At 59.4% G+C, this 24,552-nt stretch carries 20 protein-coding genes and 2 pseudogenes; 8 read left to right on the forward strand and 14 right to left on the reverse strand.

Going from position 1 to position 24,552, the window contains the following annotated elements; genetic code table 11:
* The 3 genes and pseudogenes from C4N04_RS25470 to C4N04_RS25480 form a co-directional block, all read right to left on the reverse strand.
* Positions 1–148 (reverse strand): annotated as a pseudogene (locus C4N04_RS25470) (electron transfer flavoprotein subunit beta/FixA family protein); the annotation flags it as partial.
* A 101-nt stretch (positions 149–249) separates the two neighbouring features.
* Entirely contained in the window at positions 250–855 is a 606-nt protein-coding gene (locus tag C4N04_RS25475) for a dimethylsulfoniopropionate lyase (protein ID WP_040142007.1), read from the reverse strand.
* Between the two features lie 57 nt (positions 856–912).
* Positions 913–2,949 carry an NADH:flavin oxidoreductase gene (locus C4N04_RS25480; protein ID WP_106797341.1) on the reverse strand — a complete coding sequence of 679 codons (2,037 nt, stop codon included), beginning with the start codon at positions 2,947–2,949 and terminating at the stop codon, positions 913–915.
* A gap of 146 nt (positions 2,950–3,095) precedes the next feature.
* Between C4N04_RS25480 and C4N04_RS25485 the strand changes: the two genes are divergently transcribed.
* The 7 genes and pseudogenes from C4N04_RS25485 to C4N04_RS25520 all read left to right on the forward strand — a co-directional run bounded on the left by C4N04_RS25485 (position 3,096) and on the right by C4N04_RS25520 (position 9,949).
* The gene (locus C4N04_RS25485) at positions 3,096–3,725 is read left to right on the forward strand and encodes a TetR/AcrR family transcriptional regulator (protein WP_077989028.1); all 630 of its coding nucleotides are present in this window, start codon (positions 3,096–3,098) and stop codon (positions 3,723–3,725) included.
* A gap of 13 nt (positions 3,726–3,738) precedes the next feature.
* Positions 3,739–4,533 (forward strand): pyrroline-5-carboxylate reductase dimerization domain-containing protein, encoded by a 795-nt coding sequence (locus tag C4N04_RS25490; protein ID WP_106797342.1) that lies wholly within the window; start codon positions 3,739–3,741, stop codon positions 4,531–4,533.
* A 68-nt stretch (positions 4,534–4,601) separates the two neighbouring features.
* Positions 4,602–5,603: an ABC transporter substrate-binding protein gene (locus tag C4N04_RS25495; RefSeq protein ID WP_106797343.1), complete on the forward strand. Its 1,002-nt coding sequence runs from the start codon at positions 4,602–4,604 to the stop codon at positions 5,601–5,603.
* A 93-nt stretch (positions 5,604–5,696) separates the two neighbouring features.
* A complete protein-coding gene (locus C4N04_RS25500; RefSeq protein WP_040112305.1) occupies positions 5,697–6,584 on the forward strand; it encodes a proline/glycine betaine ABC transporter permease in 888 nt (295 codons plus the stop codon).
* Entirely contained in the window at positions 6,577–7,656 is a 1,080-nt protein-coding gene (locus C4N04_RS25505; protein WP_106797344.1) for a glycine betaine/L-proline ABC transporter ATP-binding protein, read from the forward strand. Before C4N04_RS25500 ends, C4N04_RS25505 begins: the two co-directional genes overlap by 8 nt.
* 98 nt (positions 7,657–7,754) lie before the next feature.
* Positions 7,755–8,101: pseudogene (locus tag C4N04_RS32285) on the forward strand (oxidoreductase); the annotation flags it as partial.
* A gap of 849 nt (positions 8,102–8,950) precedes the next feature.
* On the forward strand, positions 8,951–9,949 hold the full coding sequence (locus C4N04_RS25520; protein WP_096764178.1) for a helix-turn-helix domain-containing protein: 999 nt from the start codon (positions 8,951–8,953) through the stop codon (positions 9,947–9,949).
* Between the two features lie 55 nt (positions 9,950–10,004).
* On the opposite strand, the gene C4N04_RS25525 is transcribed toward C4N04_RS25520, so the two are convergent.
* The 3 genes from C4N04_RS25525 to C4N04_RS25535 form a co-directional block, all read right to left on the reverse strand.
* Positions 10,005–10,280 carry a hypothetical protein gene (locus tag C4N04_RS25525; RefSeq protein ID WP_096764177.1) on the reverse strand — a complete coding sequence of 92 codons (276 nt, stop codon included), beginning with the start codon at positions 10,278–10,280 and terminating at the stop codon, positions 10,005–10,007.
* A complete protein-coding gene (locus C4N04_RS25530; protein ID WP_106797345.1) occupies positions 10,277–12,571 on the reverse strand; it encodes an FdhF/YdeP family oxidoreductase in 2,295 nt (764 codons plus the stop codon). The genes C4N04_RS25525 and C4N04_RS25530 overlap by 4 nt, the downstream gene beginning before the upstream one ends.
* A gap of 112 nt (positions 12,572–12,683) precedes the next feature.
* Positions 12,684–14,597 carry a diguanylate cyclase gene (locus tag C4N04_RS25535; protein WP_183602374.1) on the reverse strand — a complete coding sequence of 638 codons (1,914 nt, stop codon included), beginning with the start codon at positions 14,595–14,597 and terminating at the stop codon, positions 12,684–12,686.
* A gap of 424 nt (positions 14,598–15,021) precedes the next feature.
* On the opposite strand from C4N04_RS25535, the gene C4N04_RS25540 reads away from it, so the two are divergent.
* On the forward strand, positions 15,022–16,065 hold the full coding sequence (locus C4N04_RS25540; RefSeq protein ID WP_096764175.1) for an aldo/keto reductase: 1,044 nt from the start codon (positions 15,022–15,024) through the stop codon (positions 16,063–16,065).
* 146 nt (positions 16,066–16,211) lie between these two features.
* Here C4N04_RS25540 and C4N04_RS25545 read toward each other — a convergent pair whose 3' ends face one another.
* The 8 genes from C4N04_RS25545 to C4N04_RS25580 form a co-directional block, all read right to left on the reverse strand.
* On the reverse strand, positions 16,212–16,892 hold the full coding sequence (locus C4N04_RS25545; protein WP_245425661.1) for a chemotaxis protein: 681 nt from the start codon (positions 16,890–16,892) through the stop codon (positions 16,212–16,214).
* 213 nt (positions 16,893–17,105) lie between these two features.
* Positions 17,106–17,969, reverse strand: a complete 864-nt coding sequence (locus C4N04_RS25550; protein ID WP_210299568.1) for a hypothetical protein — start codon at positions 17,967–17,969, stop codon at positions 17,106–17,108.
* Positions 17,947–18,648 carry a GAD-like domain-containing protein gene (locus tag C4N04_RS25555; protein ID WP_245345097.1) on the reverse strand — a complete coding sequence of 234 codons (702 nt, stop codon included), beginning with the start codon at positions 18,646–18,648 and terminating at the stop codon, positions 17,947–17,949. The genes C4N04_RS25550 and C4N04_RS25555 overlap by 23 nt, the downstream gene beginning before the upstream one ends.
* Positions 18,649–18,741: 93 nt before the next feature.
* Positions 18,742–19,920, reverse strand: a complete 1,179-nt coding sequence (locus tag C4N04_RS25560) for a hypothetical protein (protein WP_106797346.1) — start codon at positions 19,918–19,920, stop codon at positions 18,742–18,744.
* Positions 19,917–20,708: a hypothetical protein gene (locus C4N04_RS31935; RefSeq protein WP_199852503.1), complete on the reverse strand. Its 792-nt coding sequence runs from the start codon at positions 20,706–20,708 to the stop codon at positions 19,917–19,919. Before C4N04_RS31935 ends, C4N04_RS25560 begins: the two co-directional genes overlap by 4 nt.
* A 129-nt stretch (positions 20,709–20,837) precedes the next feature.
* Complete coding sequence (locus C4N04_RS25570; RefSeq protein ID WP_106797347.1) at positions 20,838–21,950, reverse strand: hypothetical protein; 1,113 nt, start codon at positions 21,948–21,950, stop codon at positions 20,838–20,840.
* On the reverse strand, positions 21,950–23,452 hold the full coding sequence (locus C4N04_RS25575) for a DUF4150 domain-containing protein (protein ID WP_077989016.1): 1,503 nt from the start codon (positions 23,450–23,452) through the stop codon (positions 21,950–21,952). The genes C4N04_RS25570 and C4N04_RS25575 overlap by 1 nt, the downstream gene beginning before the upstream one ends.
* The gene (locus C4N04_RS25580; RefSeq protein ID WP_077989015.1) at positions 23,449–24,552 is read right to left on the reverse strand and encodes a DUF2169 domain-containing protein; all 1,104 of its coding nucleotides are present in this window, start codon (positions 24,550–24,552) and stop codon (positions 23,449–23,451) included. Before C4N04_RS25580 ends, C4N04_RS25575 begins: the two co-directional genes overlap by 4 nt.

Consider the following 24,552-nt stretch of genomic DNA (forward strand, 5'->3'; position numbering starts at 1 on the left):
TCAGCCGCAGCGCCTCTTCCACCGAGATCTCGTCGAACGGGTTCATCGACATCTTCACATTGGCAAGCTCGACACCCGAACCATCCGGCTTCACACGGATCTTCACGTTGTAGTCGACAACCCGTTTGACGGGCACGAGAATCTTCATTTGCAATCCCCTTTGTTATTCCGAATGCTAGTCCCTTTACAGCGCCGGCGTCTTGCCAGACAAGCTAAGGACATCGTGAGATTTTGAACCTATGCCCGGCGCTAGTGCGGCCGTTCGGCAAGCAAAGCCCAGAAGGCGAAAAGCGGCGTATCGACCGACCGCATAGCATGTTTGATCCTTGGGACATTATAGAACGATCCGCCGATGCCAGGCGAAAACCAGCCCCCCTCTCCCTGCTTGAACTCCCCATCGGAAAGCACGAGATAGACCTCCTCCGGCTCATGATCATGATCCGGATAGCGCACGTGCGGCGCCATCAACGTCACCCCGAGCCACAGATCGCTCCGCTCCTCCAATCCACCGGGGCCGATGATCATCGCATTGGCATGCCCATCGGCAAAATTGTCGCTGGCCGAGTGGTCATACTTGGTGCGCCGACGCCATTCAAGCATTGGCTCGATGCCTTTGAAAGCCTCGACCAAGCGCCCCAGCGAAGGATCATAGGAGGTATCGATCGCGAGCGCCACATCAAGGTGAGCGCAGACCGGCAACCGGCTCCCGTCCCCCGCCCGTGCGGCCCCCGGCTGCTCCAGCCTTGCGAGAAACTGCTGGATCGAGCGCCGGGCCTCCGGGGCTGTCGCAAACACCTGGAAAGCCTGAGACGCTGCCTCCAGGAAAAGCTGCAGGCTCTCCTCACGTATACTCATGCCATCCCCTCCCTGAACAGACGATTTCAGCCGGCCAGCCAGTGGCCTCTCCTGCAATCATATATCTTTCGCGATGCGCAGGCCGTCATAGACGGCGGCATGCGTGTTGCGCGCAGCGACAGCGTCGCCGATCCGGAACAGCTGGAATTTGCCCTCGGGATTGCGAACGACCGACTGCGGTTCGCCGGCCAGAAGCTGGTCGTGCGACATCTCGCCTAGGTTGCTCGAATTGGGCTTCAGCTCGAAATAGAGCTCATCGAGCGGAATGGTCCCATGATTGACAATGATCTGGTCGTAGCTGCTCTGCTTGGCAATCCCGCCATAATCGCTGCCGACATGGGCGACAAGCTGATTGCCGCTCTTCTCGACCGCCTCCAGGCGATAGGTGACGGTGAAGGTCACGTCATGCTTTTGAAGCGAGCGCATATAGGGCACGAGGTTCATCGCCATGACCTCGGGCGCAAAGGAGCGGTCGGGCGTCATGATCTCGACCTTGGCGCCTGCCTTGGCGAGAAATTCCGCCGCCTGGAGGGCGGCATGGTCGCCGGCATCGTCGAAAATCAGGACGTTGGTGCCAGGCTTCACGTCGCCGGAGATGATGTCCCATGAGGAGATCACCAGCTCGTTGCCCTTCGAAAGAACTTCGGTGTGCGGCAGGCCGCCGGTCGCGATAATGACGACATCGGGGTTTTCGGCTTCGATCGTGTCGGCTTCCGCCCAGGTGTTGAAGTGGAAGGTCACGTCGTATTTCTCGCACTGGCTCATGCGCCAGTCGATGATGCTGATCATCTCCCTGCGGCGTTCGCTCTGGGCGGTGAGGCGGATCTGACCGCCAGGATCGTTCGCCGCTTCGAAGACGACAACCATGTGGCCGCGCTCCCCGGCCACCCGTGCCGCTTCGAGACCGGCCGGACCGGCGCCAACGATAACGACCTTCTTCTTCACATCGGCCTTGGCCAGGATATGCGGCATGGTCAGTTCGCGGCCGGTGGCGGCATTGTGGATGCAGTAGGCGGCCCCGCCCTGGTAGATGCGATCGAGACAGTAATTGGCGCCGACGCAGGGCCGGATTTCCTCTTCCCGCTTTTCGATGATCTTGCGAACGATGTGCGGGTCGGTCATGTGGGCGCGGGTCATGCCGACCATGTCGACCTTGCCGGACGCGATGGCATGGCGGGCGGTGGCGACATCTGGGATTTTCGCCGCATGAAAGGTTGGGAAATCGGTCGCGGCGCGAATTTCGCCGGCGAAATCGAGATGCGGGGAATTCGCCATGCCCTGGATCGGGATCACATCTGTCAGACCGGCATCGGTATCGATGTGTCCACGGATCACATTCAGGTAATCGATGAGGCCGCTCTCCTTCAATCGCTTGGAGATTTCGAGGCCTTCGGCTTTGCCCGTGCCGCCGGGAAGACATTCGTCGGCCGTATAGCGCAGGCCGAGAATGAAATCGTCGCCCACCCTTTTCCGGATTGCCTTGAACACGTCGAAACAGAAGCGCAGGCGATTGTCGAGCGAACCGCCATAGGGGCCGTCGAGCTCATTGGTGAGCGGAGACACGAACTGGTCTATCAGGTGGCCGTAGGCCTCAAGCTCGACACCGTCCATGCCGCCCGCCTTCATGCGCTCGGCCGCGTCGGCGAAATCCTTGATGATGCGCTCGATATCCCAGTCTTCCAGCTTCTTCGGGAAAGCGCGATGGGAAGCCTCGCGATGATGCGACGGCGCCACAACCGGCAGCCAGTCGCCCTTGTCCCAGCGCGTGCGCCGGCCGAGATGGGTGAGCTGGATCATGATTGCCGCTCCCTCTTCGTGCACGGCATCGGTCATTTCCCTGATCCAGGGAACGATCTCGTCCTTATAGGCGAGCAGGTTGTTGAAGACCGGCGGGCTGTCCTTGGAGACGGCCGCCGAACCCGCCGTCATCGTCAGGGCGACGCCGCCCTTTGCCCGCTCTACCGTATAGGCGCGATACTTTTCCTTCGGCATACCGTCTTCCGGATAGGCCGGCTCGTGCGAGGTCACGATGATACGGTTGCGCAGCTTCAGATGCTTGAGCTGGTAAGGCTGAAGGAGAGGATCATTCGACATGGGCCGTGGTTCCGGATTAAAAACGACAAGGGAACGCTATGCGCAATGTACATATGTGTCAACGAAGAAAACAGTTGGGTCGTTATTTTAGACACATATGTACATTTTTCTTGCGCACCGCCTCGTAATTTGATAGGAGATAATTCATGGATCAGGCTCTGAATGACACTGGCTGGCGCGGATCGCAGGAGGGATGGCTGGAAGCAGCCTATCATTCCCTGCTCGAGTCTGGCGTTGACTCGGTGAAAATTCTGCCCTTGGCGAAGAAGCTCAATCTATCGCGGACGAGCTTCTACTGGTTCTTCAAGGATCGCGAGGAACTGTTGAGCGCGTTGGTGGCGCGGTGGCGCGACAAAAACACCGGCAACATCATCAAGCAGTCGGAGGCTTACGCGGAATCGCTGGCCGAGGCGATGCTCAACGTCTTCGATTGCTGGCTCAACACCGATCTCTTCGACGCGAAATTCGAGTTCGCCATCCGCAGCTGGGCGCTGCAGTCGGACGAGCTTTTGGCCGAAGTCCAGCAGGCCGATCAGATCCGGCTGGAGGCGCTGAAGCGCATGTTTATGCGGTTCGGCGTACCAGAAACGACATCAGATGTCAGAGCGCGAACAACATACCTCGTGCAGATCGGGTACATCTCCATGCAGTCGATGGAGGATATCGCCGTCCGCATGAAACGGATTCCGGAGTATATTGCGATCTACACGGGTGAAGTGCCGCAGCAGAGGGAGCTTGATCGCTTCTTCTCTCGGCACGGCTATAGGCCCAGTTAGAGGAAGGCTGGAGATGAGCGTTTCCTTGAGGATCGGCATAATCGGTGGCGGCGGCTGGCTTGGCGGAGCAATCGCCGGCTCGATCATTGACGCCAGCCTGGTCGATTCTCGAAACCTTTGCCTCTCCTATCGCGGCGAGCAGCCGCGCCGCTTCCCGAACTCCTTCTGGACTTCGGACAATCAGGCGCTTGCCGACCGCTCCGACGTGATCATTCTCTCCGTTCGCCCCGGTGACTGGCATCGCCTGGCGCTCGATGCCGGCGGCAAGCTCGTCATCTCGGTCATGGCGGGCATCCGACTGGATGCCCTTTCGGACCGCCATAACAGCGGTCGCGTCGTCCGCGCGCTGCCGAACGCTGCCGCCGAAGTGGGCAGATCCTATACGCCCTGGATCGGCGCGAGCGGTGTCACGGCAGATGACCGGGCCATTGTCGGCGCCATTTTCGAGGCTTGCGGATCACAGGACGAAGTCGCAAGCGAAAGCGACATCGACTACCTCACGGGCCTTTCAGGATCCGGTCCGGCATTTCCGGCACTGCTCGCTGCCGCCATGATGAGCGACGCCGTCGCTCATGGCCTTTCGGCCGAGATTGCCCGTCGCGCCGTCAATACGGTGCTGGTCGGCGCCGGCCACCTCGCGGAACGTCGCGACGAATCTCCTGACGATATCGTTGCGGCCTTTCTCGACTATCGCGGCACAACGGCGGCAGCCATCGAAGGCATGCGCGCGGCCGGGTTCGACGCTGCGGTGGCAGACGGACTATCGGCAGCTTTCAAGAAATCGGTGAGTATGGGAGACGCTTCCTGACGACCGTTGAGGGCGGGTACTGCGGCACCCCGCCTTGCTAGATCAGCCGCTAAATAGAGGGAACGAGAATGAAGAAACTACTCGCATCGACATGTTTGACGTTCGGCCTGCTCGGCGGCGCGTCTTTCGCCAGCGCTGCCGAATGCGGCAGCGTCACCATCGCCAGCATGAACTGGCAGAGCGCCGAAGTTCTCTCCAACCTGGACAAGTTCATCCTGAACGAAGGTTACGGCTGCAGCGCCGACATCACCGTCGGCGACACCGTCCCGACGATCACGTCCATGGCCGAAAAGGGTCAGCCTGATATTGCTCCGGAAGCCTGGATCGACCTGCTGCCGGATGTCGTCAAGAAGGGCACGGAAGAAGGCCGCATCGTGCAGGTCGGCTCGCCGCTGCCGGACGGCGGCGTACAGGGCTGGTGGGTTCCGAAATATCTCGCCGACGCCCATCCCGACATCAAGACCATCGGCGACGTGCTGAAGCATCCTGAACTCTTCCCTGATCCGGAGGATCCGAAGAAGGGCGCCATCGTCAACGGCCCGCAGGGCTGGGGCGGCACAGTCGTCACCTCGCAGCTCTATAAGGCGTTCGGCGCGGAGAAGGCGGGCTTCACTCTCGTCGACACCGGCTCTGCCGCCGGCCTCGACGGTTCGATCGCCAAGGCCTACGAACGCAAGGAAGGCTGGGTCGGTTACTACTGGGCGCCGACCGCGCTGCTCGGCAAGTATCAGATGGTCAAGCTCGAAGCCGGCGTTCCGGAGGATTCAGCCGAATGGAAGCGCTGCATCACCGTCGCCGACTGCCCCGATCCGAAGCCGGCGGCCTGGCCGGTCGATCATGTCGTCACGCTGGTTGCCAAGCCCTTCTCGGAAAAGGTCGGGCCTGAAGTCATGGATTACCTGGCGAAGCGCTCCTGGAGCAACGACACGGTCAACAAACTGATGTCGTGGATGACCGATAACCAGGCGACCGGCGAAGACGGCGCCAAACACTTCCTGAAAGAAAACAAGGACATCTGGACCAAGTGGGTCTCGCCGGAGGCAGCCGCGAAGATCGAAGCTGCTCTCTAAAACAAAATAGCGGTGCGCGAAAAGCGCACCGCTTCTCACGCGCCGACAAAATCAAAAAGACTGCCACGGCTGTTTGACGAAAGGGGAACCGAGATGGAATGGTTTTACAAATTCCCGCACATGAACGATGACGCGCTTCGCAATCTAAAGAAGGCGATCGATGACGGCTTTCGCGGATTTACCCGCAGCTATGGCGACGGCATCGAAAGCCTGTTCGTGCCGCTGCAGCATTTCCTGATCGCCGCCGAGCGTTTCATGACGCAGACGCCGTGGCCGATCATCACCGCGATCATCCTGGCCATCGCCTGGTTTGCCAGCCGCAGCCTGAAGGTCGTCGCCGGCTGTCTGGTGACGCTGTTGCTGATCGGCTATTTCGACATGTGGGACGACACGATGCGGACGGTCTCGATGATCTTCGTCTGCACCGTTCTTTCCATCGCCATCGGCATCCCGATCGGCATATTGATGGCCCGCTCCGACCGGCTGCAGCGCATCGTCAACCCGATCCTCGACGTCATGCAGACCATGCCGAGCTTCGTCTACCTCATCCCGGTCGTCATGCTGCTCGGCATCGGCAAGGTGCCCGGCCTGATCGCCGTCGTCATTTACGCCATCCCGCCGATGATCCGCCTGACCGATCTCGGCATCCGCCTCGTCGACAAGGACGTGCTCGAAGCCGCCGACGCCTTCGGCACTTCGCGGTCGCAGAAACTGTTCAAGGTGCAGCTGCCGCTGGCGCTGCCCACCATCATGGCCGGCATCAACCAAACGATCATGATGGCGCTCGCTATGGTGGTCATCGCCTCGATGATCGGCGTCCAGGGCCTTGGTCAGCCGGTGCTGAAAGCAATCGCCAACCAGTACTTCACGCTGGGCATTTTCAACGGCCTTGCCATCGTCGGCATTGCCATCATCTTCGACCGGGTCAGCCAGGCATATGGCAAAAGGCTCCAGAAGCATCGGGAGACCGTCCATGGCTGAGCATCATTTCGGCGGCATCAAGATCCGCCACCTCTACAAGATCTTCGGCCCCAACCCCGCCGCCCATGTCGAGGCGGTGCAGAAAGGCCTGACGAAGAGCGAGCTCAACCAGAAACACGGCCACGTGCTCGGCCTTCGGGATATCAATATCGAGATCCCCTCCGGCTGCATCCAGGTCGTCATGGGCCTTTCGGGATCGGGAAAGTCGACGCTGATCCGCCACATCAACCGGCTTATCGACCCGACCTCCGGCGAAGTGCTGGTTGACGGCGTCGACGTCGTGAAGATGAACGAGATCGAATTGCGCACGTTCCGCCGGCAGCAGACGGCAATGGTGTTCCAGAAGTTTGCGCTGCTGCCGCACCGCAACGTCCTCGACAACACCATCTTCGGCCTCGAAGTGCAGGGCATGGAGCGGGCGAAGGCCATCGACATCGCCATGCGCTGGCTGGAGCGGGTCGGTCTCAAAGGCTTCGAGCAGCGCTATCCCAACCAGCTCTCCGGCGGCATGCAGCAACGTGTCGGCCTGGCGCGGGCACTGGCCAACGATGCGCCGGTGCTTCTGATGGACGAGGCCTATTCGGCGCTCGACCCGTTGATCCGCACCGACATGCAGTCGGTGCTTCTCGACATCCAGAAGGAAATCAAGAAGACCATCGTCTTCATCACCCACGATCTCGACGAGGCGCTGCGCCTCGGCGATCAGATCGCCATCCTGCGCGACGGCGAAGTCATCCAGCAGGGCACCAGCCAGGACATCGTACTGCGCCCGGCCGACGAATACATCGCCAACTTCGTCAAGGAAGTGAACCGGGGACGGGTCGTCCATGTCGAAGCCGTCATGACGCCGCTGCACGCCGGTGCGGCGCCGGTCGGTCTGGCGATTGCCGCAGGCACGACGGTCGAAGAGGCCGTCCGGATGCTGGCCTCGACGTCGGCCGACGATGCAAGGGTGGTTTCGCCATCGGGAGAAACCCTGGGGCTCGTCACCTTCCGCCAGCTCGCCGGCGCGATGGTGAATTCGCATGAGGTGGCCGCCCGGCGCGACAACACTCTTTCGGTCGCACTCTGAAGCTGCGCGCGGCGTCTCTCGGTTTGGTCGGCGACACCGATATTCGGTGCGCCGCCATACGATGCAACCGGAAGGCCGGCTGTCTCTGAGGTATCCCAATGTCGAAACTTTTTCCGCGTCTGTTTTCGCCGGTCAGCCTGGGCGGACACAGCTTGCAACCGGATCGTCTTCGGGGCGCATAAGGCAAACATGGCCAGGGACGGCGTGCCTGGTGACCAGCACGTCGCCTATTAAGCCGAACGCGCCATCGGCGGCGCCGGGATGATCGTGGTCGAGCCGATGCCGGTTCTCCCGCCGCCGCGCTCATACGCGGAAACTTTCGTCCCGGCGACGACAGCGTCGTTCCTCATTTCAAAAGGCAACGACCGCAAGCAAGCAAAATGGTGCTGCCGCGATCCAGCAGCTCTACCATGTCGGCGCGCATGGAGATTCCGACCATTCGTACCGCGCCAGGCACCCTCTGCCTTTCTTCGAGGGCCGGCGAGTCGTTTTGGAGCTTTGAGGCCTAGCGGCGAAGACGGGAGAGCGTGAAGCGCCAGCCTGTACATTTTGCGCAGGAGCAGTCCAGACTGCGTCGCGAAAAGCCGAACGATCGACAATATCGACGCGCGACAATTGCTCCATGGCTGCGGAACACTAAAGTAATCGTGACCGGGGCCATGATAGTCTACGGTCTGAAGCCAAACCCCTCTATCGATCACCCCAAATGATGGGAGGGGCTCATTCATACGCACTCCATCCCGTGCGTATGCCAACTGCCTGTCAGCCTGCCGAAGGCTATCTCGAGCGGTCCACTTTAGAACCTTCGGCAGGCGACGTTTGCATGGCGCGTCGAAGCGCGCCGTCTGTGCAAGCTGGCTAATCGTTTAATCAGCGGAATGTCCCTAAAAACAACGGCGCCAAGGCTTGCCAAGTGCTGCCGGTTCTGTCAGTTCCTGCCAACCGGCCAGGAAAGCCCGACCGATGGGGATTGTCGATAAAGCCTTCAAAAACTTCCCTTTTCCAGCACCTGCCAGGTTCTGCGTCGACTCGAATTCGCTTGGCCGAACACCTTTCGACGCCCGCATCAGGTTGAAGCTTGGCCGCTGCGCCGCCACCTGCTGTGCTGAGCCCTCATTTTCGCTAATATGCGCTCAGGTCTCGCACCTCCTTCCATCAGTCAGGTCCTGACGAAAGTGCGAAGGGGAAAGGCGATGTTAGCAAACGCCGTGAGAAAGAGGGACGTACATCATCTCGATCTCCATGCCACCGACGCCTCGTGCCGCGTTCGGTCAGAAGAAATGACGGGAACAGCATGACGGATAATAGCGCAAAGCCATTCTCCTTCCGATTCCATGGTTCGTCCTTCGACAACATGGTGGAAACCCTGGGGGGTGCATTTGGCGCGTTTGATGCCGAGCCCATCGGCCGCGCCAAGGACTTCCATTGGGGACTGGATTTTTCGGTCGCGGACAGCGCGGTCCTGCTGACCGGCTATCATGAGGCGGAGTTCCAGTTCAACATCGAGCCGACCGGCAGCACGGCCGAATATCTGTCGCTCGTCGTCCCCCGCCGCGGCGGCATGGGGGTGACCTATGGGGCGCGCAAGGCCGAAGCCGGGCAAGGAAAATTGCTTCTCTACAACAATTTCGAACCCGATAGCGTTCTCATGCATGGGCAGGGGAACGTCATCGACGAACTGCTGATCAACTGGCCCGTTATCCTCCAGACAATCGGCCAGACGTTCGAAATGCCGTTCAGTGGATCGCTCGACCTGCTGCCGGAACTGGACCTGTCGACACCGGTCGGCCGGACGATCGGCAATCTCACCGAAACGATCATATCAGGGATGCGCGACGACGGCCCCTTGCTGCAGTCGCCGATCGCCATGGCGCACATGACGCAGGCGCTGGCCGATCTGGTCGTGCGCATGGTGCCGCACCGGCTGTCGCATTTTCTCGAAAAGGGGCCGGCGCTGATCGCTCCGAGGCATGTGCGCAGGGCGATCGAGTTCATGCAGGCCAATATCGATCAACCGATCACCATGCCGAAGGTGGCCGAAGCGGCAGGCGTCTCGAGCAGGGCGCTCGAAACCGGTTTTCGCGCCTTCAAGGGTACATCTCCCGCCGCCTATCTGCTGATGCTTCGTCTGCGCGCGGCGCGCCAGGACCTACTCGATCCAGAAAGCAAGGAGACGATGAAGGCCATCTGCCTCAAACGGGGCTTCTTCCATTTCGGCCGCTTTTCCGCGGTCTACAGGGCGACCTATGGGGAATACCCCTCAGACACGAGGAAGCGCGTGAGCCGCCGATAAGCCGGGCTGCATCGCCGTCGTCGCAAAATCACTGCACAATTTTGCGCGACATGCTTCAGGACTTCGCCAATCTGTAAAACACTCGCAACGTCCTTGGATCCCGCTTGACGATCTCAAGCCTATCATCTCGCTCGGCGAGCGCGTTGAGTTCCCGCAGCACGAGCGCATGCGCGATCCCCAGACTGCGTGCAAAGGAGCGGCTGTCAGATGCAATGTTGAGCTCTGTGGCGACGAGCAGACCGGCCTGGATTGAGGTCAGCCTGACATCCCTGGCTTGCGCTGCAGCCACAAGAGCGAGAAATCGGCCGGCGTCGGATGCCTCTTCGCTCACGCGGCATGTCGCCGGCGGAAGGAAACCATGATCGATTTCGAGGTCGGCGTATCGCTTTCATCGCCGGCGCTGCCAAGCGGCACGAGCACGTTCAGCTCGGGATAATAACCGGCGATGCTGCCTCGCGGAATGTCATAGGGGACAAAGCGGAAATCCCGCGCGACGCGCTCGATGCCGTCATCGTGCTCGCCGACTACATCGATGCGGTCGCCGGCCTCGGCATTCATCGCCCTCAGATCTTCAGGATTTATGAAGATGACCTGCCGCTCTCCGTAGACGCCACGGTATCGGTCGTCGAGGCCGTAGACGGTGGTATTGTACTGATCGTGCGAGCGGAACGTCTGGAGGGCGAAGCGTCCCTCGCCTTTTCGCGCGCGCTGATGCACCGTCTGCTCGGGAAGCGCCTGGCAGGAAAATGACGCTTTGCCAGTGGGCGTCTGCCACTGCCGATGGGCGGCGGCATTGCGCAGATGGAAGCCGCGCGGCTTGCGCAGGCGCCTATTGTAGTCCTCGAAGCCGGGAATGGTCGCCTCGATATGATCGCGGATGCGATCGTAATCCTCGGCAAGTTCCGTCCAGTCGACCACGGAAGGGCCGACCGTCGCTTGCGCAATGCCGGCAATGATGGCGACTTCCGAGAGAAGATGCGGTGAAGCCGGACGATTGATGCCGGCGGAACCATGCACCATGCTCATCGAATCCTCGACGCTCACGAGCTGGGAATTGCCGGCCGCGTTGAGGTCCATCTCGGTCCGTCCGAGGCACGGCAGGATAAAGGCCGTCTCGCCGGGCATCAGATGCGAATGGTTCGGCTTGGTCGCGATATGCACCGTCAGTTTCAGCCGCCGAAGCGCTTTCTCGACGAGGGTGCTGTCGGGTGTGGCGCGGGCAAAGTTGCCGCCAAGCCCGATGAAGGCCTCAGCCGAGCCGTCGAGCATCGCCCCGATCGCGGAAAGCACGTTGTGGCCGTGCAGGCGCGGGACCGTGAAACGGAAATGCTTCTCCAGCGCATCGAGGAAATCGTCCGAAGGCTGTTCGTTGATACCGACAGTTCGGTCGCCCTGCACGTTGGAATGGCCGCGCACCGGGCAAAGGCCGGCGCCGGACCGGCCGATATTGCCGCGCAGAAACATGAAGTTGGCAATCTCTCGGATCGTCGCCACCGAATGCAGATGCTGCGTCACGCCCATCGCCCAGGTGCAGATGACCCGTTCGGCAGCGATATAGACATCGGCCGCCCGTTCGATCTCCTCTCGGCTCAACCCCGATTGATCTTCGATGTCGGCCCAGCTCGTCGCCTCCACAGCCGCCCGGTATTCGGCAAAACCTGCGCAATGTTCGACAAGAAAGGCATGATCGAGAACCGGCGGCAGACCGGCGGCGACGGCCGCGTCTTCCGCAGCCAGCACGGCCTTTGCCATTCCGCGCACCGCAGCCATGTCGCCGCCGAGTTGCGGCTGGAGATAATGGCTGGCGATATCCGTCGAACCGCCCCGCAGCATTTCGATCTTGTCCTGCGGATCGGAGAAGCGCTCCAGGCCGCGCTCGCGGATCGGATTGAAGACGACGATGCGCGCGCCGCGAAGCGCTGCCCGGCGCAGGTCGCCGAGCATTCTCGGATGGTTCGTGCCGGGGTTCTGTCCGATCACGAAAATCGCGTCGGCCTCCTCGAAATCCTCCAGCAGAACGGTGCCTTTGCCGACGCCGACCGCCTGGCGCATGGCGATGCCGCTGGCCTCGTGGCACATGTTGGAGCAATCGGGAAAATTATTGGTGCCGTAGATGCGCACGAACAGCTGATAGAGGAAGGCGGCCTCGTTGCTGGCCCGGCCGGACGTATAGAATTCCGCACGATCGGGATTATCGAGGCCCTTGAGGATGCTGCCGATCTCGGTAAAGGCATCCTCCCACGCCACTGGCAGGTAGCGGTCGCTTATTGCATCATAGCGCATGGGATGGGTAAGGCGGCCGTTGAGCTCAAGTTCGTAATCCGACAGCCGGCGAAGCTCGGATACCGTATTTTCCGCGAAGAAAGCCGGCGTTGCCCGCTTCTCCGTCGCTTCCCAGGCGACGGCCTTGACCCCGTTCTCGCAGAACTCGAACGAGGATCCGTGTTCCGGGTCGCCCCAGGCGCAGCCCGGGCAATCGAACCCATCCGGCTGGTTCGCTTTCAGCATCGTTCGCGCCCCAGCGATCGGCATCCCGCTTTGAAGCAACTGCTTCCCGCAGCTCTTCAAAGCGCCCCAGCCGCCGGCTGCCGCCGATTTCTTCCCAATGAATTTTGTGTCCATGCGCCCCTGTATTGCCGAAGCCGGACAAACATCAAGGCCTTACAAGCGATGGTTTGATAGAAAAATCCTATCGAGCGCGCGCAGCTCTCCGGGAGGTAAACAGGATTGCGGTCTAACCGGTTTCCTTGAGCGCATGCCCGTTCTCGCGCGAATGCGCCAGGATGCGGTTGCGGCCTTGCGTCTTGGCCTCGTAGAGTGCGGTATCGGCCTCGGCGAGTAGACGGTTGGGGCTGGCGCGCAACGTTGCTCCTGTCGCGCAGGATATGCCGATACTGGCGGTTACACATCCGAATTCGCTGCCGGAATGAAGGATATTCTCCTTGGCCAGTCGGCGGGCGAATTGCTCGGCGACGATCATTGCCCCCTTGGCGCTGGTGTCGGGAAGGAACACCACAAATTCCTCCCCACCATAGCGCGCGACGATGTCCGCCGGCCGGCTGACGGATTGGCGCAGGCACTTGCTGACGACGCGCAGGCATTGGTCGCCGGCCGGATGCCCATAGGTATCGTTATAGGCCTTGAAGCGGTCGATATCGACCATCAGCAGGCTGAAGGGCGTGTTCTTCCTGGCGCTGCCGGCGGTCTCACGCGCGAAGATTTCATCGAAGGCGCGGCGATTGACGATACCGGTCAGCCCGTCGGTCTCGGCCAGATTCCTCAATTGCTCCGCCGACAGCCTGAGCGCGATTTCCGCCTGCTTCGTCGCCGTGATGTCCGAGACGACAGCCATCGCCGTGCCATCTTCGGCAAGTCTCGTGCGAATGCTGCGCCAGTCGCCGTTGTGTAGCTGAACCTCTTCGTCCTTGTTGCTGTGCAACGTCGCGCTGGTCAGCTTGATCCACTCTTCCGGATCACCCTCGACCACGCCCGGCCGCTCGCCGGTTTCAACGACACGGCGCAGGATGTCGCTGATATGGGCGCCGACCACCCGGGCATCGCCGGACAGCGGAAAGGCGCTGCGGTACTGATCGTTGCAAAAGATAAGAAAACCCTTGCTGTCGTACATGGCGATACCATCGGACATGCCGGCCATTGCATGCGACAAGAGGTTCTTGCTTTCACGCAATTCACGCTCCAAGGCCGTGCGCTCGGTCACATCTCGTGTCACGCCGGCCAGGCCGATCACTCGGCCCTGCCTGTCCCGGAGCGGCACCTTGGAGGCAAGCAGGAATCTGCCTTCAATATATTCGGTGGAATCGATCAGCGGCACGCCGGTGTCTATGACCTGCTGCTCGAGATAATAGAGTTTCTCGGCGAGCGGCCGCGACATCAGATTGAAATCCGACAATCCGATCATCTCCGCCGTCGTCCTGAACCGGAAAAGCCGGGTCATGTTTTCATTGACGGTGATGAAGCGGCTGTTTCGATCCTTCACATAGAGATAGTCGGGCGACTGCGAAAATGCCGTCACCAATATGCTGCGTTCGAGCTCCCAGTGCTGTGTCTTCAGCAGAACGGAACCGCCCAGAACGGTTGCCAGGCAATTCAACGCGGTCAGGGGAAAACCGACGCCGGCGAGCACATGAGCGGTCACGAGAGTGGGAAGCAGAGCCATGGATAGAACCAGTGCAACGCCAAGGGCGAGGCTCAGCAGCGCAACGTCCATAAGCACCGGAGATCTCTTGCGGGTCCAGAAATGGCCGGCCACACCAATGCCGGCAGCCACGGCCATCGTGACGATCCCGTCGAGCATCGCCGTGCCGCCGACGGCAAATCGAAAGGCCATCGCCAGCGATGCGGCAAAAGCCGCCGCTATCGGCCCGCCGAACATGCCGGCCAATGCCAGCGGCGAAAATCGCAGATCGATATAGATGCCCGGATGAAACTCAACGGCCAGCAATATGGATCCGATGGAGGCGCCGCCGGCTATGATTCCGAAGGCGATCCTCTCCTGCATGAACGACCGGCGCTGAAACTGAATCGAAAAGAGCGCCCAGAGCGACATTGCCAGGGATACGAAGGAAAGGTTGCCACCGAATTGCGTCCAGATGCCATTCACTGCGTTGGTTCCACCTTCCCAAACCATGTAACGAACCTGTTATACGACGATACTGGTTTGAGCTTCGTTAAATCGGAGGGTGACCAATACTGCGTAGTGTTCCACTTGTGTGCGAACATCTTGTCGCCGCAAGGGTTCGCCGGCGCGCGCGGCCGCAATGCGCGGCATCGGCGGTCGCCAATCCCGTACCAGACGCATGCCGAGCTACACCGTATCGGTTTGCCCTTGGGCGTGCGATCCCAACGCGAGCGGTTGATACAGACCAGCCGGACTCCGCGCCATGAGCACCGGAAAGGCGATGATATCGACAGCCCGTGTAGGAGCGCCATATTATCTGTCACGTCGCGATAAGTGAGGGCCTGCGGGAGCGTTCGCGGTCGAAATCAAACCCTCAAGCGGGACGATAAAGCTCGTACCGGTGGCAGGCAATTTCAGGGTAGTGGCAGTTGACATGAAGACGCGACACTGGGATCGCAGGGGAGACAGCGGGCTCACTTTTACGGAACTCGGGTTTGGCACGGCGCCGCTCGGCAATCTCTATCGAGCAATCACCGATGATGCGGCGGCAGCCGTATTGGATGCAGCCTGGCGATACGGCATCCGCTACTTCGACACCGCACCGCTCTACGGGCTTGGCCTCGCGGAAAGGCGGGTCGGCCATTTCCTTGCGACGAAAAAGCGCGAAGACTTCGTGGTGTCGACAAAAGTTGGACGGATCTTGAAGGTCTGCCGACCCGAACAGCGGACCGGCATCGGCAAATTCTTCGATACTCCCAGTCGTCGGGAAGTTTTCGACTACAGCTACGATGGCGTCATGCGATCGTTCGAAGCATCTTTCGAGCGCACCGGTCTCGACAGCTTCGATATTCTGTTCGTACACGACCTGGATGTCTTCAATCACGGCACGCAAGCAGCCTGCGACCACTATGTCGGGCAATTCATGGCCGGTGGATACCAGGCAATGATCTCGCTGCGCGACCAGGGAGTCGTGAAGGCGATCGGTGGCGGGATAAACGAGTGGGAGATGTGTCAGGCGCTGGCCGAACGGGGGGATTTCGATCTGTTCCTGCTTGCCGGACGCTATACTCTGCTTGAGCAGGAGGCATTGGAATCCTTTCTCCCCATGTGCGAAGCCCGCGATATCGGCATAGTGCTTGGCGGCCCGTATAATTCCGGCATCCTGGCGACGGGGCCGATTGCTGGCGCACAATATAATTACTCCGACGCCCCTTCCGAAATCGTCGACAAGGTCCGGCGAATAGAGCAAGTCTGCCGGAAGCACGACGTCGCCCTGGCAGATGCGGCGCTCAACTTTCCGCTCTTCCATCCGGCTGTCGTTTCCGTCATCCCAGGTGGCCAGTCGGTCGATCAAGTTGCGTCAAACGCCCGCGGGCGCAGCACACCTATCCCTTGCGCCCTGTGGGAAGACCTGAAGATGCTTGGCTTGATGCGCGCGGACGCGCCCGTCTGCGAGGGATCGAACGGAACGGGCTGACCTACCTGTTCCTGGCGCTGGTCGGACCGCAAATCTTTCAAGTGGAGGTCCGCCTGCTTCGCTGCGAGGCCGCTATGGCTGACGGCAAGCTCGTGTTTTGCGGCATGTCACCGACCATGTTCGCCCCGATGGCCGCGCAGGCCTTTTCAGCGGCGGAACCCGTTCAGCGCCTCGGCGAGCCTCAGCCAAAGATCGTGTGGCGGCGACGGAACCGGTCGCGAACCATCGTCCGAGCACCGGATTTCGCCACCAGTCTCATCCGGCCCCACCGTGGCCAGCATTCGCCGGAATTTTGAAGCCTTGTTCGCAAAACGCTCCGCCCCCTGTTCGCCGAGCACGGTGCGGACTGTCGCCATGGCAAGATTGAAGTTCTTCTGCAGCGGTCCAAATGCGCCGCGGTGCTTGTCCCGCATGCCGCGATGGAGATCGCCTTGGGCGAGAGCGGCCATCGCATCGTTGAAATCATCGAGGTTACTGCCGATCGACGACATCAGTTCATTGAGCATCGTCGCCGAACGCCTAAAATTCGGGTCCGTATAGTCGGCATTCATTCGCCGCGTCAGATCGCCATTCATGGCACCATCGGCGAATGCCGCGATGTCAGCGCAGAATCGGGCCTTCTGATCCTCGAGGTCCACCGCGCTTTCGGGATCGCGAGGATCCCGGCCTTGATGCGTCGTGTTCGGTCCGGAGCCGTTCATGTCTCGACCACGCACCAGCCTTAGCGCAACACGCCGCCGTCGTCGGACTCGTGACGGATCAAGAGAGCAGCACAGCCATGCACCATATTCTATTCCCCACTGACCAATTGCGCCGCTGCCGCTCATGAGTGCGCCGGCGCCAGCTTTGCCAAAAGCAGGACCATCCAAGGCAGCGACGCTTTAAAAAAGTCCTTCCTTGCCCCTACTGCCGGATAATTGCCGCGCAGAACGGACAGCATCAGCGCTTTTTGACCCTGATCCGGCAGCCTGCAGCCATGGCGTCGGATCATCGCCGCCGGTTCGATGCGCAGCCTGGCGCACCATCCCGGTCAGCTCCTCCTAATCGACCCGCTTCAGGTCTTTGGGAACGCCATATCCCGATCCGTCGTACCGCAGCCGGTACTTGCGGGTCGTCGTCTCATCTTCGCTCTTGCAACCATTATCCGTTCCGACCGTGTTGACGGATGTCCTCGTTTTCTCTGTGACAACGATGTCGGCAATCGTGTCTTTCGCTGATGGAACCATCGAAAGCGTGCGGGTGGTTTCGCTAAACTCACCGGCGCAGACGGTATCCCATTCTCCCTGACTTTCGCCGACGACAATATTGTCGAGAACCGGCTTTAGCCGATCACCTTCGATCGAAAAAAGCCATAAGGTCGTTTCACCAAATGGATTGGCGCGCGAGCTGCCATCCCGCGAAACACGCAGGCCGAAAGCCGTTCTCTTCGGCGCGAGCTGATAACGTGCGGTATCGAAGGCGACGCTTCGTACACGAAAGGCGTCGTCGGACATAAGGCCGTCAAGACGCAGCCGCTGCCTTACTTGCAGGTTGGTGCTGTCGACGACGAGCAGTTCGATATCGCCTTCGTTTTCCGAATCCGACTGCTCCGTCATCAACGGAACCGCAATCAGCGTCAGCTGGGGTTGAGCCGGCCAAACCCGGCAGATCACCGCATGCGGATCGCCATCAACACCGTCGCCCTTGGCTAACGTGAGGGTTGCCCCCTCGAACAGAAGAGTACCATCATCGGCATTTGTCGCGCTCGGATAGGCCCGCCGAATGATGTCTGCCGTACGGCCGGCGCATTCATTCTGCCCCGCCAATCCCGCCGGAGCGCCGAGCCCGATCAGGACGATCGGTGCGAAGAACAAGGTTCGGACGTTCGAAAACCGCTTCACATCAATTCTCGACCAGACGGTCATGTCCGATCGTACGAACAGCTTCGAGATGCCCAAAAGCACCCCGTCCACTCTCCTTCGGATCGACATAGCGTTCAAATGTAAAGGGTCCCATCTGCGTCAGAACGCCCAGATATTCGATGAAGCCGCCGATTGAAAAATCCTTAGCGGCGCCGGCGCCGCCGAGGCGGAAATGCGGGACCATAGTATAGACCTGACTGGCATCAATCGGCCCGAGCCGCCGGCGTACGGCATCGAAAACTGGCTTGCCGGTCGTAGAATCCACCCAGCCGTTAATATCGAAAACACTGGCGTCCACGGCGGAAGCTACCGCCATATCGTCATCGAAGGGAGGCATACCCTCGATGACTTTGGTGGTAATGTCCGTGGTGGTGACCGTGCCGGAATTCACATTGAGCGTGATCACCTTAAATGTGGGATGCCAGATGCTGACTTCACCGAATGCATCACGCAAGAAAGGCACCATTCTTCCGGCGTCGAATTCCGGATCGCCGGCAGACAGCGTATGCAAAACAGGCATGATCGGTTCCGGATCGCAGATCCAGTAGAGACCATCACGCCACTGCCCGCGACCATGTTCAATCCAGAAATCAACCATGGCGTCAGGCAACTTCCCGCGGTAGCGCTCAGCCTGCAAAGCGGAAACCGCTATACCGTCTTTGATTGGTCCGAATTCATCCATTATTTCCTGCAGGGGGCGCCGAGGTGTAGCGGCCATATTGGCTCCAAATTCTTGTCGTGAGGCCACCAGTTGCTCATCAGCCACTCGATTCGGTCAAGGCGATCCTTTGTCGCTCCCACCCTTGAACGGCCGTGCCGAAAGGTCTTTCGGGATATCGTATTGATGCCAACCCGCATCGTCCAAGATGTAATAGCGAAGCCCGTAATCGAAAACATAGAGCTTGTCGTTCTGGACGAAAATCGCACTCGGCTGCAGGACAAAGGGGGCGGAGCGCATCTTCACCTTGGGCACAAACGGCTTTGCCAAATGCCCATCGAACCGGAAGAGTTCAGTGCCCGTCGCAAGAACGAGATCGTTGCGCAAGCGAACGGCGTCCTTGAAATTCTTCTCGCGATCGGCAATCGATGAGATATCGGCAAAACCGGTATTTGGATTACCCTTCATCACAAGACCGTCGGAGCCGATGACGTAGTCCGCCTCGACACCATCACTCTCGACATCGGCTACATAGCCATAAGCGGGAAGAGACCGAGCGATGCGATCCGGTAATACCTGCTGCTTCCAGGCGCCGGGCCGGCCTGTGGAAAGTGTTTTCAGACGCGGATAGCGATCCATTTCGGCATAAAGCTTTTTCTGATTCTCAAATTCCTCGTCCTCAGACATTCCGTCTCGATAAAGCGGATGGCCAGGATAGAGATTGAAATGCCGCGTGTTCGCCGCCTGCGTCGCCACGATGAAAATATCACCGCTATGATTGGTCCCAAGGATCGTCCAATCGGGCACGTTGTAGGGATACGCTGTTGGCGGAGACGGAGAAACATCTTGCCAGGATTTTGCTTTACAAAGCTTCAGAAAGCCTTTGCCACCCGCAACCAGCCATTGATCTTCCACCGGCAGAATGGAACTGAACAGGATCTCGGGCGCATCATCGGATTCGGCCTGGGTTCCCGGAATGATCGAGTGCTCTGCGCCTTTGGGACTGATCAAATAGATGTCGCCGTTTAGGCTGAGCGCCACATAAGATGGCTCGCCCGCGTCATCGGCCCGCGGCACCACTCTGATATCCCTTAATTCGCGTCGTACATCCAGGCGCGAAAATGTCTGCGCTTTGGCATCCCGAGTGAGAATGATAGTATAGGGATCGTCCCAGCGCGGACCGCCGAGCAAAAGCGCAAAGTACCGATCATCCGCCATAGCCGCGGCGTAAAGCGTCGGCTCCCATGCTCCATAGAGCTCTTCGAAATCTTCATCGTCATTAATGGCGTCGGTCATCGAGTCTTGGCCGCCCGTAGTCCTTTGAAATCGCGCTCCAGCAACTCAGGCGGAATTTCGATTTCTGTCCAGCGTTCACCATCGAAGGTATGAACGCCATGTTTCGTGTCGAAGTAATACAGCACATCGTCAACAGCCTGGACTTTGAGCGGGTTGGGAATGTTGCGATTGATGCTCGGATCAAGGACGGGTTTCAAGGGAGACAGCAGATGTCCATCGAACCAGTGCAAAGCGTAATCAGACGCGATCACCATCCGATCCTTGAATTTCGTAATCGAGCGCAAATTCTCATCATTTCCCTTGAAGGAAATATCCTGAAAACCATGCTCGGCATTGCCGAACAAAATGACGCCATTACCGCCGACAGCCCAGATCTTGTCTCTTGATTCAACGAAGATGTCAGAAAGGGTTTCTGGCTCCGGATAGTGTTTTCCTGAGCGCGGCTTGGCCACAATCCGCCATTCTTGCCCGTTCCAATGGTAGAGGCGGCCCTCCAAAACACGCGTCTGGCCTTCGGCGGCATGGTGAATGGCTAGTGCCTCATCGGTTTTTCCTAGCTCAAATAGCTCCGCGGCGCACTCTTCTTCCTCCTCGGTCAATTGGCGCTTTGTGCTCGTTGGAGAATATTTAACGTTCATGTAGAGGCTGGTTTCTGATATGCCGTTCAGATCACCGAAGACGAGGTAATCATAGGTTTCTGGCGCCTGCGGCAGCCTTTCCTTTCGAAACCAGTCGATGTCGATATCCGTCAGGCGGTAAAGCTGCGAGTGATAACCCGTTACGAACAAGGCGTCGCCAATCAGCGCTATTGAGTTGACGTATCCGAGGTCGGTCGCATCGTCGGAATAGACGCCGGCTCCTTAGATTTTCCGGTGTGTGGAATTCTGCCCTGGCTGCAAGCATACGATAGACGAGCCCTATTGCCTGGCAGGTAAGCCTCTGAACTCGCGCTGCAGAAGCGACGCCGGAATCTCATACCAATCCCATGACAGTCCGTCCCACCTGCACACGCCATGCTTCCTGTCGAAATAAATCAGCGTGTTTTCGAAAGATTGAATTTTCAGCGGGGCGGGAACATTTCGGTTTATAGCTGCAGATCTTAGTTTGGGTTTCACAATGCTAAGCTTATGGCCGTCAAATCGGCGAAGACCGTCGTCTGTGGCCACAAACAACTCGGAACGATACCACGCGGCGCTGAACAAAGTTTCTTTATCCCCGTGGAAGCCGACCTTCTCAAATCCTCCTTCGATGGTTCCCTGCATAATCAGACCTCCCACGCCCAAAAGCCAAATGCGCTGCTCCGGGTCGCGGTATAGTGCTCTAATCATGCAATCTTCAGGGAGGGTTAATCGAGAGAAGCTGCCGTCGAGATAATGATAGACGCGTTGGATGCGTGGCCTTGAAACGCGCTCGGATCGTTGCTCCTTCATCATCTTTAGAAACTGCTCCGGGCTGACGTTTTCCCAAGTTTTGGGATCGAACTGCGCAGCGTTCGGTGCTGAATAAGGTCGTTGAAAACTTTCGATCAGGAGCGAACCTTCCAAGGAAATCGCATTCCCGAAATGTTCAGCCTCATAACCATCCTGCCGGGACTTATCCGCAGAAAGCCGTTGCCATGTTCCAAGGCCCTCTCGGCGGTAGAGTTGGCGACTATCCCCGACGACATATTGAGTATCTCCGTCGATCACCAAGGTGTTGACTGCCCCGAAACCCTCCGCATCGTCACTGAGAACTCCGGCTCCGAGAATCTTCGATCGCTCCACCTGTTCGTTTTTCAGGACATACACGTCGCCCTCGTTGCTGAGCGCTACAGGTATTGGACCACCCGAAGCTGCGTCTTCCATATAACTGATATCGACGATTTCGCGCTCAACATCCGTTCTGCTCCAAGGTTGGGAAAACCTCCCATCGTAGGAAATGATCGCAGTAAACGGATCGTCATATTCCAGCTCGCCAACACATATTGTGAAGCGGTCTGCGTCAAATGCCGCGGCGGCTTGAATCGTCGCCTTCCAGTCACTGCCAATCATTAATAATGTCCCCTTCTAAGAACAGTTTCGGCATCGCCGGACGGGAGCGGTCGTTCTTTCGTTCGCCCAGGAGCTGCGAATCCTGTTTTCGATGCGACCTGGCCTGTAGCCATGGCGGCGGCTAATGCTTTACATTCTTCCGGCAAATCCGGGATATCTTCAATAACTTTGAGACTTTCGGCGAGTATTGCACCCATCGGCGCGGTGCCCGGTACGGGGCTTGCGAGATCCGAAAACCGTTGCCGGAGCACGCCATGCAATCCTTCGCTATCGCTCCCATGCTGTCGGGTTAGCAAACAAATTGACATCCCCTGGTTAAGCGTGGGCGCGTTCGGGATACGATTCTCTGTAGAATTATATTCCGATTTAACAGGTCGTCGCCCTAGCCTGTAAGCCATGTCAGGAACGATATGGTGAGCATTGCCCCGACATATGGGCTCGATCTCCTCATAGGGGCCGACGATGCACCGACGTTGGGAGCCTTCCTCATCAACGCGCGCGCCCTCCGTCTGAGGAAGTGGTTGCGGTTTCTGTTTTTCCTCGATCTCCTGTTGCCTCCGGCGTCGCGCATTCTCTGCTCGCTCCGATCGGAACCACTCCTGAATGTCATCAACGTCGACGCCTTGCTCCTCGAGTTCGCGTGCTTTCCGGAAAAGTACGCTTTCGAAATCATCTTGAGGCATTTCGTCGTACCACGGCATTGCCGTTGAGGTTGGCCACATACCCTCGATAAATGCTCCGATGCCAGTCATCGCCCGACCAAATCGGCCGAGCCTTCCGACCCATTTGCCAACTTTGATGGACGGTCGGGGCGGAGGCTTATTCCACTGCGGGACATTCGGCCGGATGACTTGTCCCGGCGGTCGCGGCACCGGGGCTGGTCGGGCCGGCACAGGAACCGTTTGAGGCACCGTTGCCGGGACCGCCTGAGCATATTGCGCACCCATGATAATCGGCTCGGGTGAGGCATCGCTGATGACCCTGCCTTCGTCACTGCCGTTCCAGCGGAGAGACCCCGGAACAGGATCGTCGTCTTCCGGCGCTGCGAATGTCTCGGTACCACGGATGAAGATCGCTTCGCCCTGCGTGTTCCGATTGTTCATCCAGAAGCGGTCGAGATGGCGGATGACATGGGAGCCCTCAGCGCGTACCTGCTCGGCATGACCGATCGGCTCGCAAATATTTTCAACGGTGCCGGATTTGAAACCCTTTTTCGTTCCCGGTGCATCGCCATGGACGTGGGTCGTGCAGGAGCGCATGACCATCGCCTTCTTGCCGGTAAAGCGGACGGTTGGCGTGTAGTCTTTGTCGTGCCCGCAATAGTCGACGATCGGGTACGGGACGGGGACGGCAGACGAGCCTACCGGAGTCAGGCAGACATCCGGCGATAGCGAGACGACCCGCGCCTCGTCCAAGTCGCGCAATCCCTCTCGCGGTTGTTTCGTCGTCCATGGTCTTGGATAATCGGGCTCGCCGACATAGTTGTCGCGTGGGATGCTCATGCTGCTACCCCGCCCATTGGAGCCTCGACGTTGAGCCGTACCCGCGTCAGCGTCAGCTCGGTTCCTAGAGCCTCCGCAAGCGCAAAGCGGGCTCGCCAAGTCAGCATCACTCGCTCGTCGTCTCGCCAGTCGAAATGTACGCCGTCCAGCGACAGCAGGTGCCATTCGTCCCGATCATGGCCAACACACCGTACCCCCAGCGTTATTCCCGGCAACCGCCCCGCGGCGCGCGCAAAGCGCGGGTGCAGATCATCCAACTGATAATCCTCGTCACCGGCCAGATGTGGAACGGCAACAAGATCTGGATGGGCGCATTGCCAGAAGCGCTCATCGAAATCCCTGGGCAGAAGCGGATGGCGCTCGTTGAGCCAAACATCGTCATAAGTGCCGGCATGTTGCTGGCGGGACCGCCACCAGGGCGACACGAGGCCCAATCCCTGCGGCTCGGCAGGCTCGCGCCAATTCAGCGTCTCACCGGGTGAGGTAATTTGTGGTGCGGCGACAGGCGGGTGATCCGAGGGCATGTCGAGATTGACGATGCCGCAGCCGAGTGGATTGCGCGCTTCGACATCGGCGGGTGTTTCCGTTTCCGGGTTGCCCGTACCAGGGATTTGGCCGCCATAGGCCTTGCTCCAGCATATCGGCACCTGGGATGCCGGCTCGGCTTGCGTGAGTTGCCAATCCGTCAGGACGCGTTTGGGTTCTCTGGCAGAAAAGCCCGCCCATTTTTCATTGATCACAGGGCGCCAGAAACGTGCGCCGTGGACTTCGAGCCTCTTGGAAAGCTCTCCGACGCGCAGGCCAACTTGCCAAGACGGGGCTGGCGTGCCGCCCGGCGCATAAGCATTGCCAAGGAATGTGATGTCGGTTCCAGCCTTCTCCGGCGTCAAGTCGGTCTGGCGCAGCAGGGGGCCGGCATGGGGATCGCTCTCATAGGCGTCCTCCCATTGGAAATCTTCCTGTTTCGCGGCGATGGCGAGCGGATCGCCCTGGCGGTGAACGAAGGTTCCGCGAACCGACACGACGCAATCCAAATCCCCATTCGCGTCGAATTGCCGGAAAGCCATAGCCGGAAAGGGAAGCCGATTGATCAGTTCCAA

Source organism: Rhizobium sp. H4 (genome assembly GCF_003013335.1).
Classification (GTDB): domain Bacteria; phylum Pseudomonadota; class Alphaproteobacteria; order Rhizobiales; family Rhizobiaceae; genus Rhizobium; species Rhizobium sophoriradicis.

Excerpts from the sequence above, each read along its gene's own strand:
- C4N04_RS25475 (WP_040142007.1), bottom strand. The coding sequence starts at position 855 with ATGAGTATACGTGAGGAGAGCCTGCAGCTTTTCCTGGAGGCAGCGTCT.
- C4N04_RS25560 (WP_106797346.1), bottom strand. The coding sequence starts at position 19,920 with ATGACCGACGCCATTAATGACGATGAAGATTTCGAAGAGCTCTATGGA.
- C4N04_RS25555 (WP_245345097.1), bottom strand. The coding sequence starts at position 18,648 with ATGGATGAATTCGGACCAATCAAAGACGGTATAGCGGTTTCCGCTTTG.
- C4N04_RS25500 (WP_040112305.1), top strand. The coding sequence starts at position 5,697 with ATGGAATGGTTTTACAAATTCCCGCACATGAACGATGACGCGCTTCGC.
- C4N04_RS25545 (WP_245425661.1), bottom strand. The coding sequence starts at position 16,892 with ATGAGCGGCAGCGGCGCAATTGGTCAGTGGGGAATAGAATATGGTGCA.
- C4N04_RS25550 (WP_210299568.1), bottom strand. The coding sequence starts at position 17,969 with ATGACCGTCTGGTCGAGAATTGATGTGAAGCGGTTTTCGAACGTCCGA.
- C4N04_RS25570 (WP_106797347.1), bottom strand. The coding sequence starts at position 21,950 with ATGATTGGCAGTGACTGGAAGGCGACGATTCAAGCCGCCGCGGCATTT.
- C4N04_RS25530 (WP_106797345.1), bottom strand. The coding sequence starts at position 12,571 with ATGGACACAAAATTCATTGGGAAGAAATCGGCGGCAGCCGGCGGCTGG.
- C4N04_RS25575 (WP_077989016.1), bottom strand. The coding sequence starts at position 23,452 with ATGAGCATCCCACGCGACAACTATGTCGGCGAGCCCGATTATCCAAGA.
- C4N04_RS25495 (WP_106797343.1), top strand. The coding sequence starts at position 4,602 with ATGAAGAAACTACTCGCATCGACATGTTTGACGTTCGGCCTGCTCGGC.
- C4N04_RS25485 (WP_077989028.1), top strand. The coding sequence starts at position 3,096 with ATGGATCAGGCTCTGAATGACACTGGCTGGCGCGGATCGCAGGAGGGA.
- C4N04_RS25490 (WP_106797342.1), top strand. The coding sequence starts at position 3,739 with ATGAGCGTTTCCTTGAGGATCGGCATAATCGGTGGCGGCGGCTGGCTT.
- C4N04_RS25535 (WP_183602374.1), bottom strand. The coding sequence starts at position 14,597 with ATGGTTTGGGAAGGTGGAACCAACGCAGTGAATGGCATCTGGACGCAA.
- C4N04_RS25505 (WP_106797344.1), top strand. The coding sequence starts at position 6,577 with ATGGCTGAGCATCATTTCGGCGGCATCAAGATCCGCCACCTCTACAAG.
- C4N04_RS25480 (WP_106797341.1), bottom strand. The coding sequence starts at position 2,949 with ATGTCGAATGATCCTCTCCTTCAGCCTTACCAGCTCAAGCATCTGAAG.
- C4N04_RS25520 (WP_096764178.1), top strand. The coding sequence starts at position 8,951 with ATGACGGATAATAGCGCAAAGCCATTCTCCTTCCGATTCCATGGTTCG.
- C4N04_RS25540 (WP_096764175.1), top strand. The coding sequence starts at position 15,022 with ATGAAGACGCGACACTGGGATCGCAGGGGAGACAGCGGGCTCACTTTT.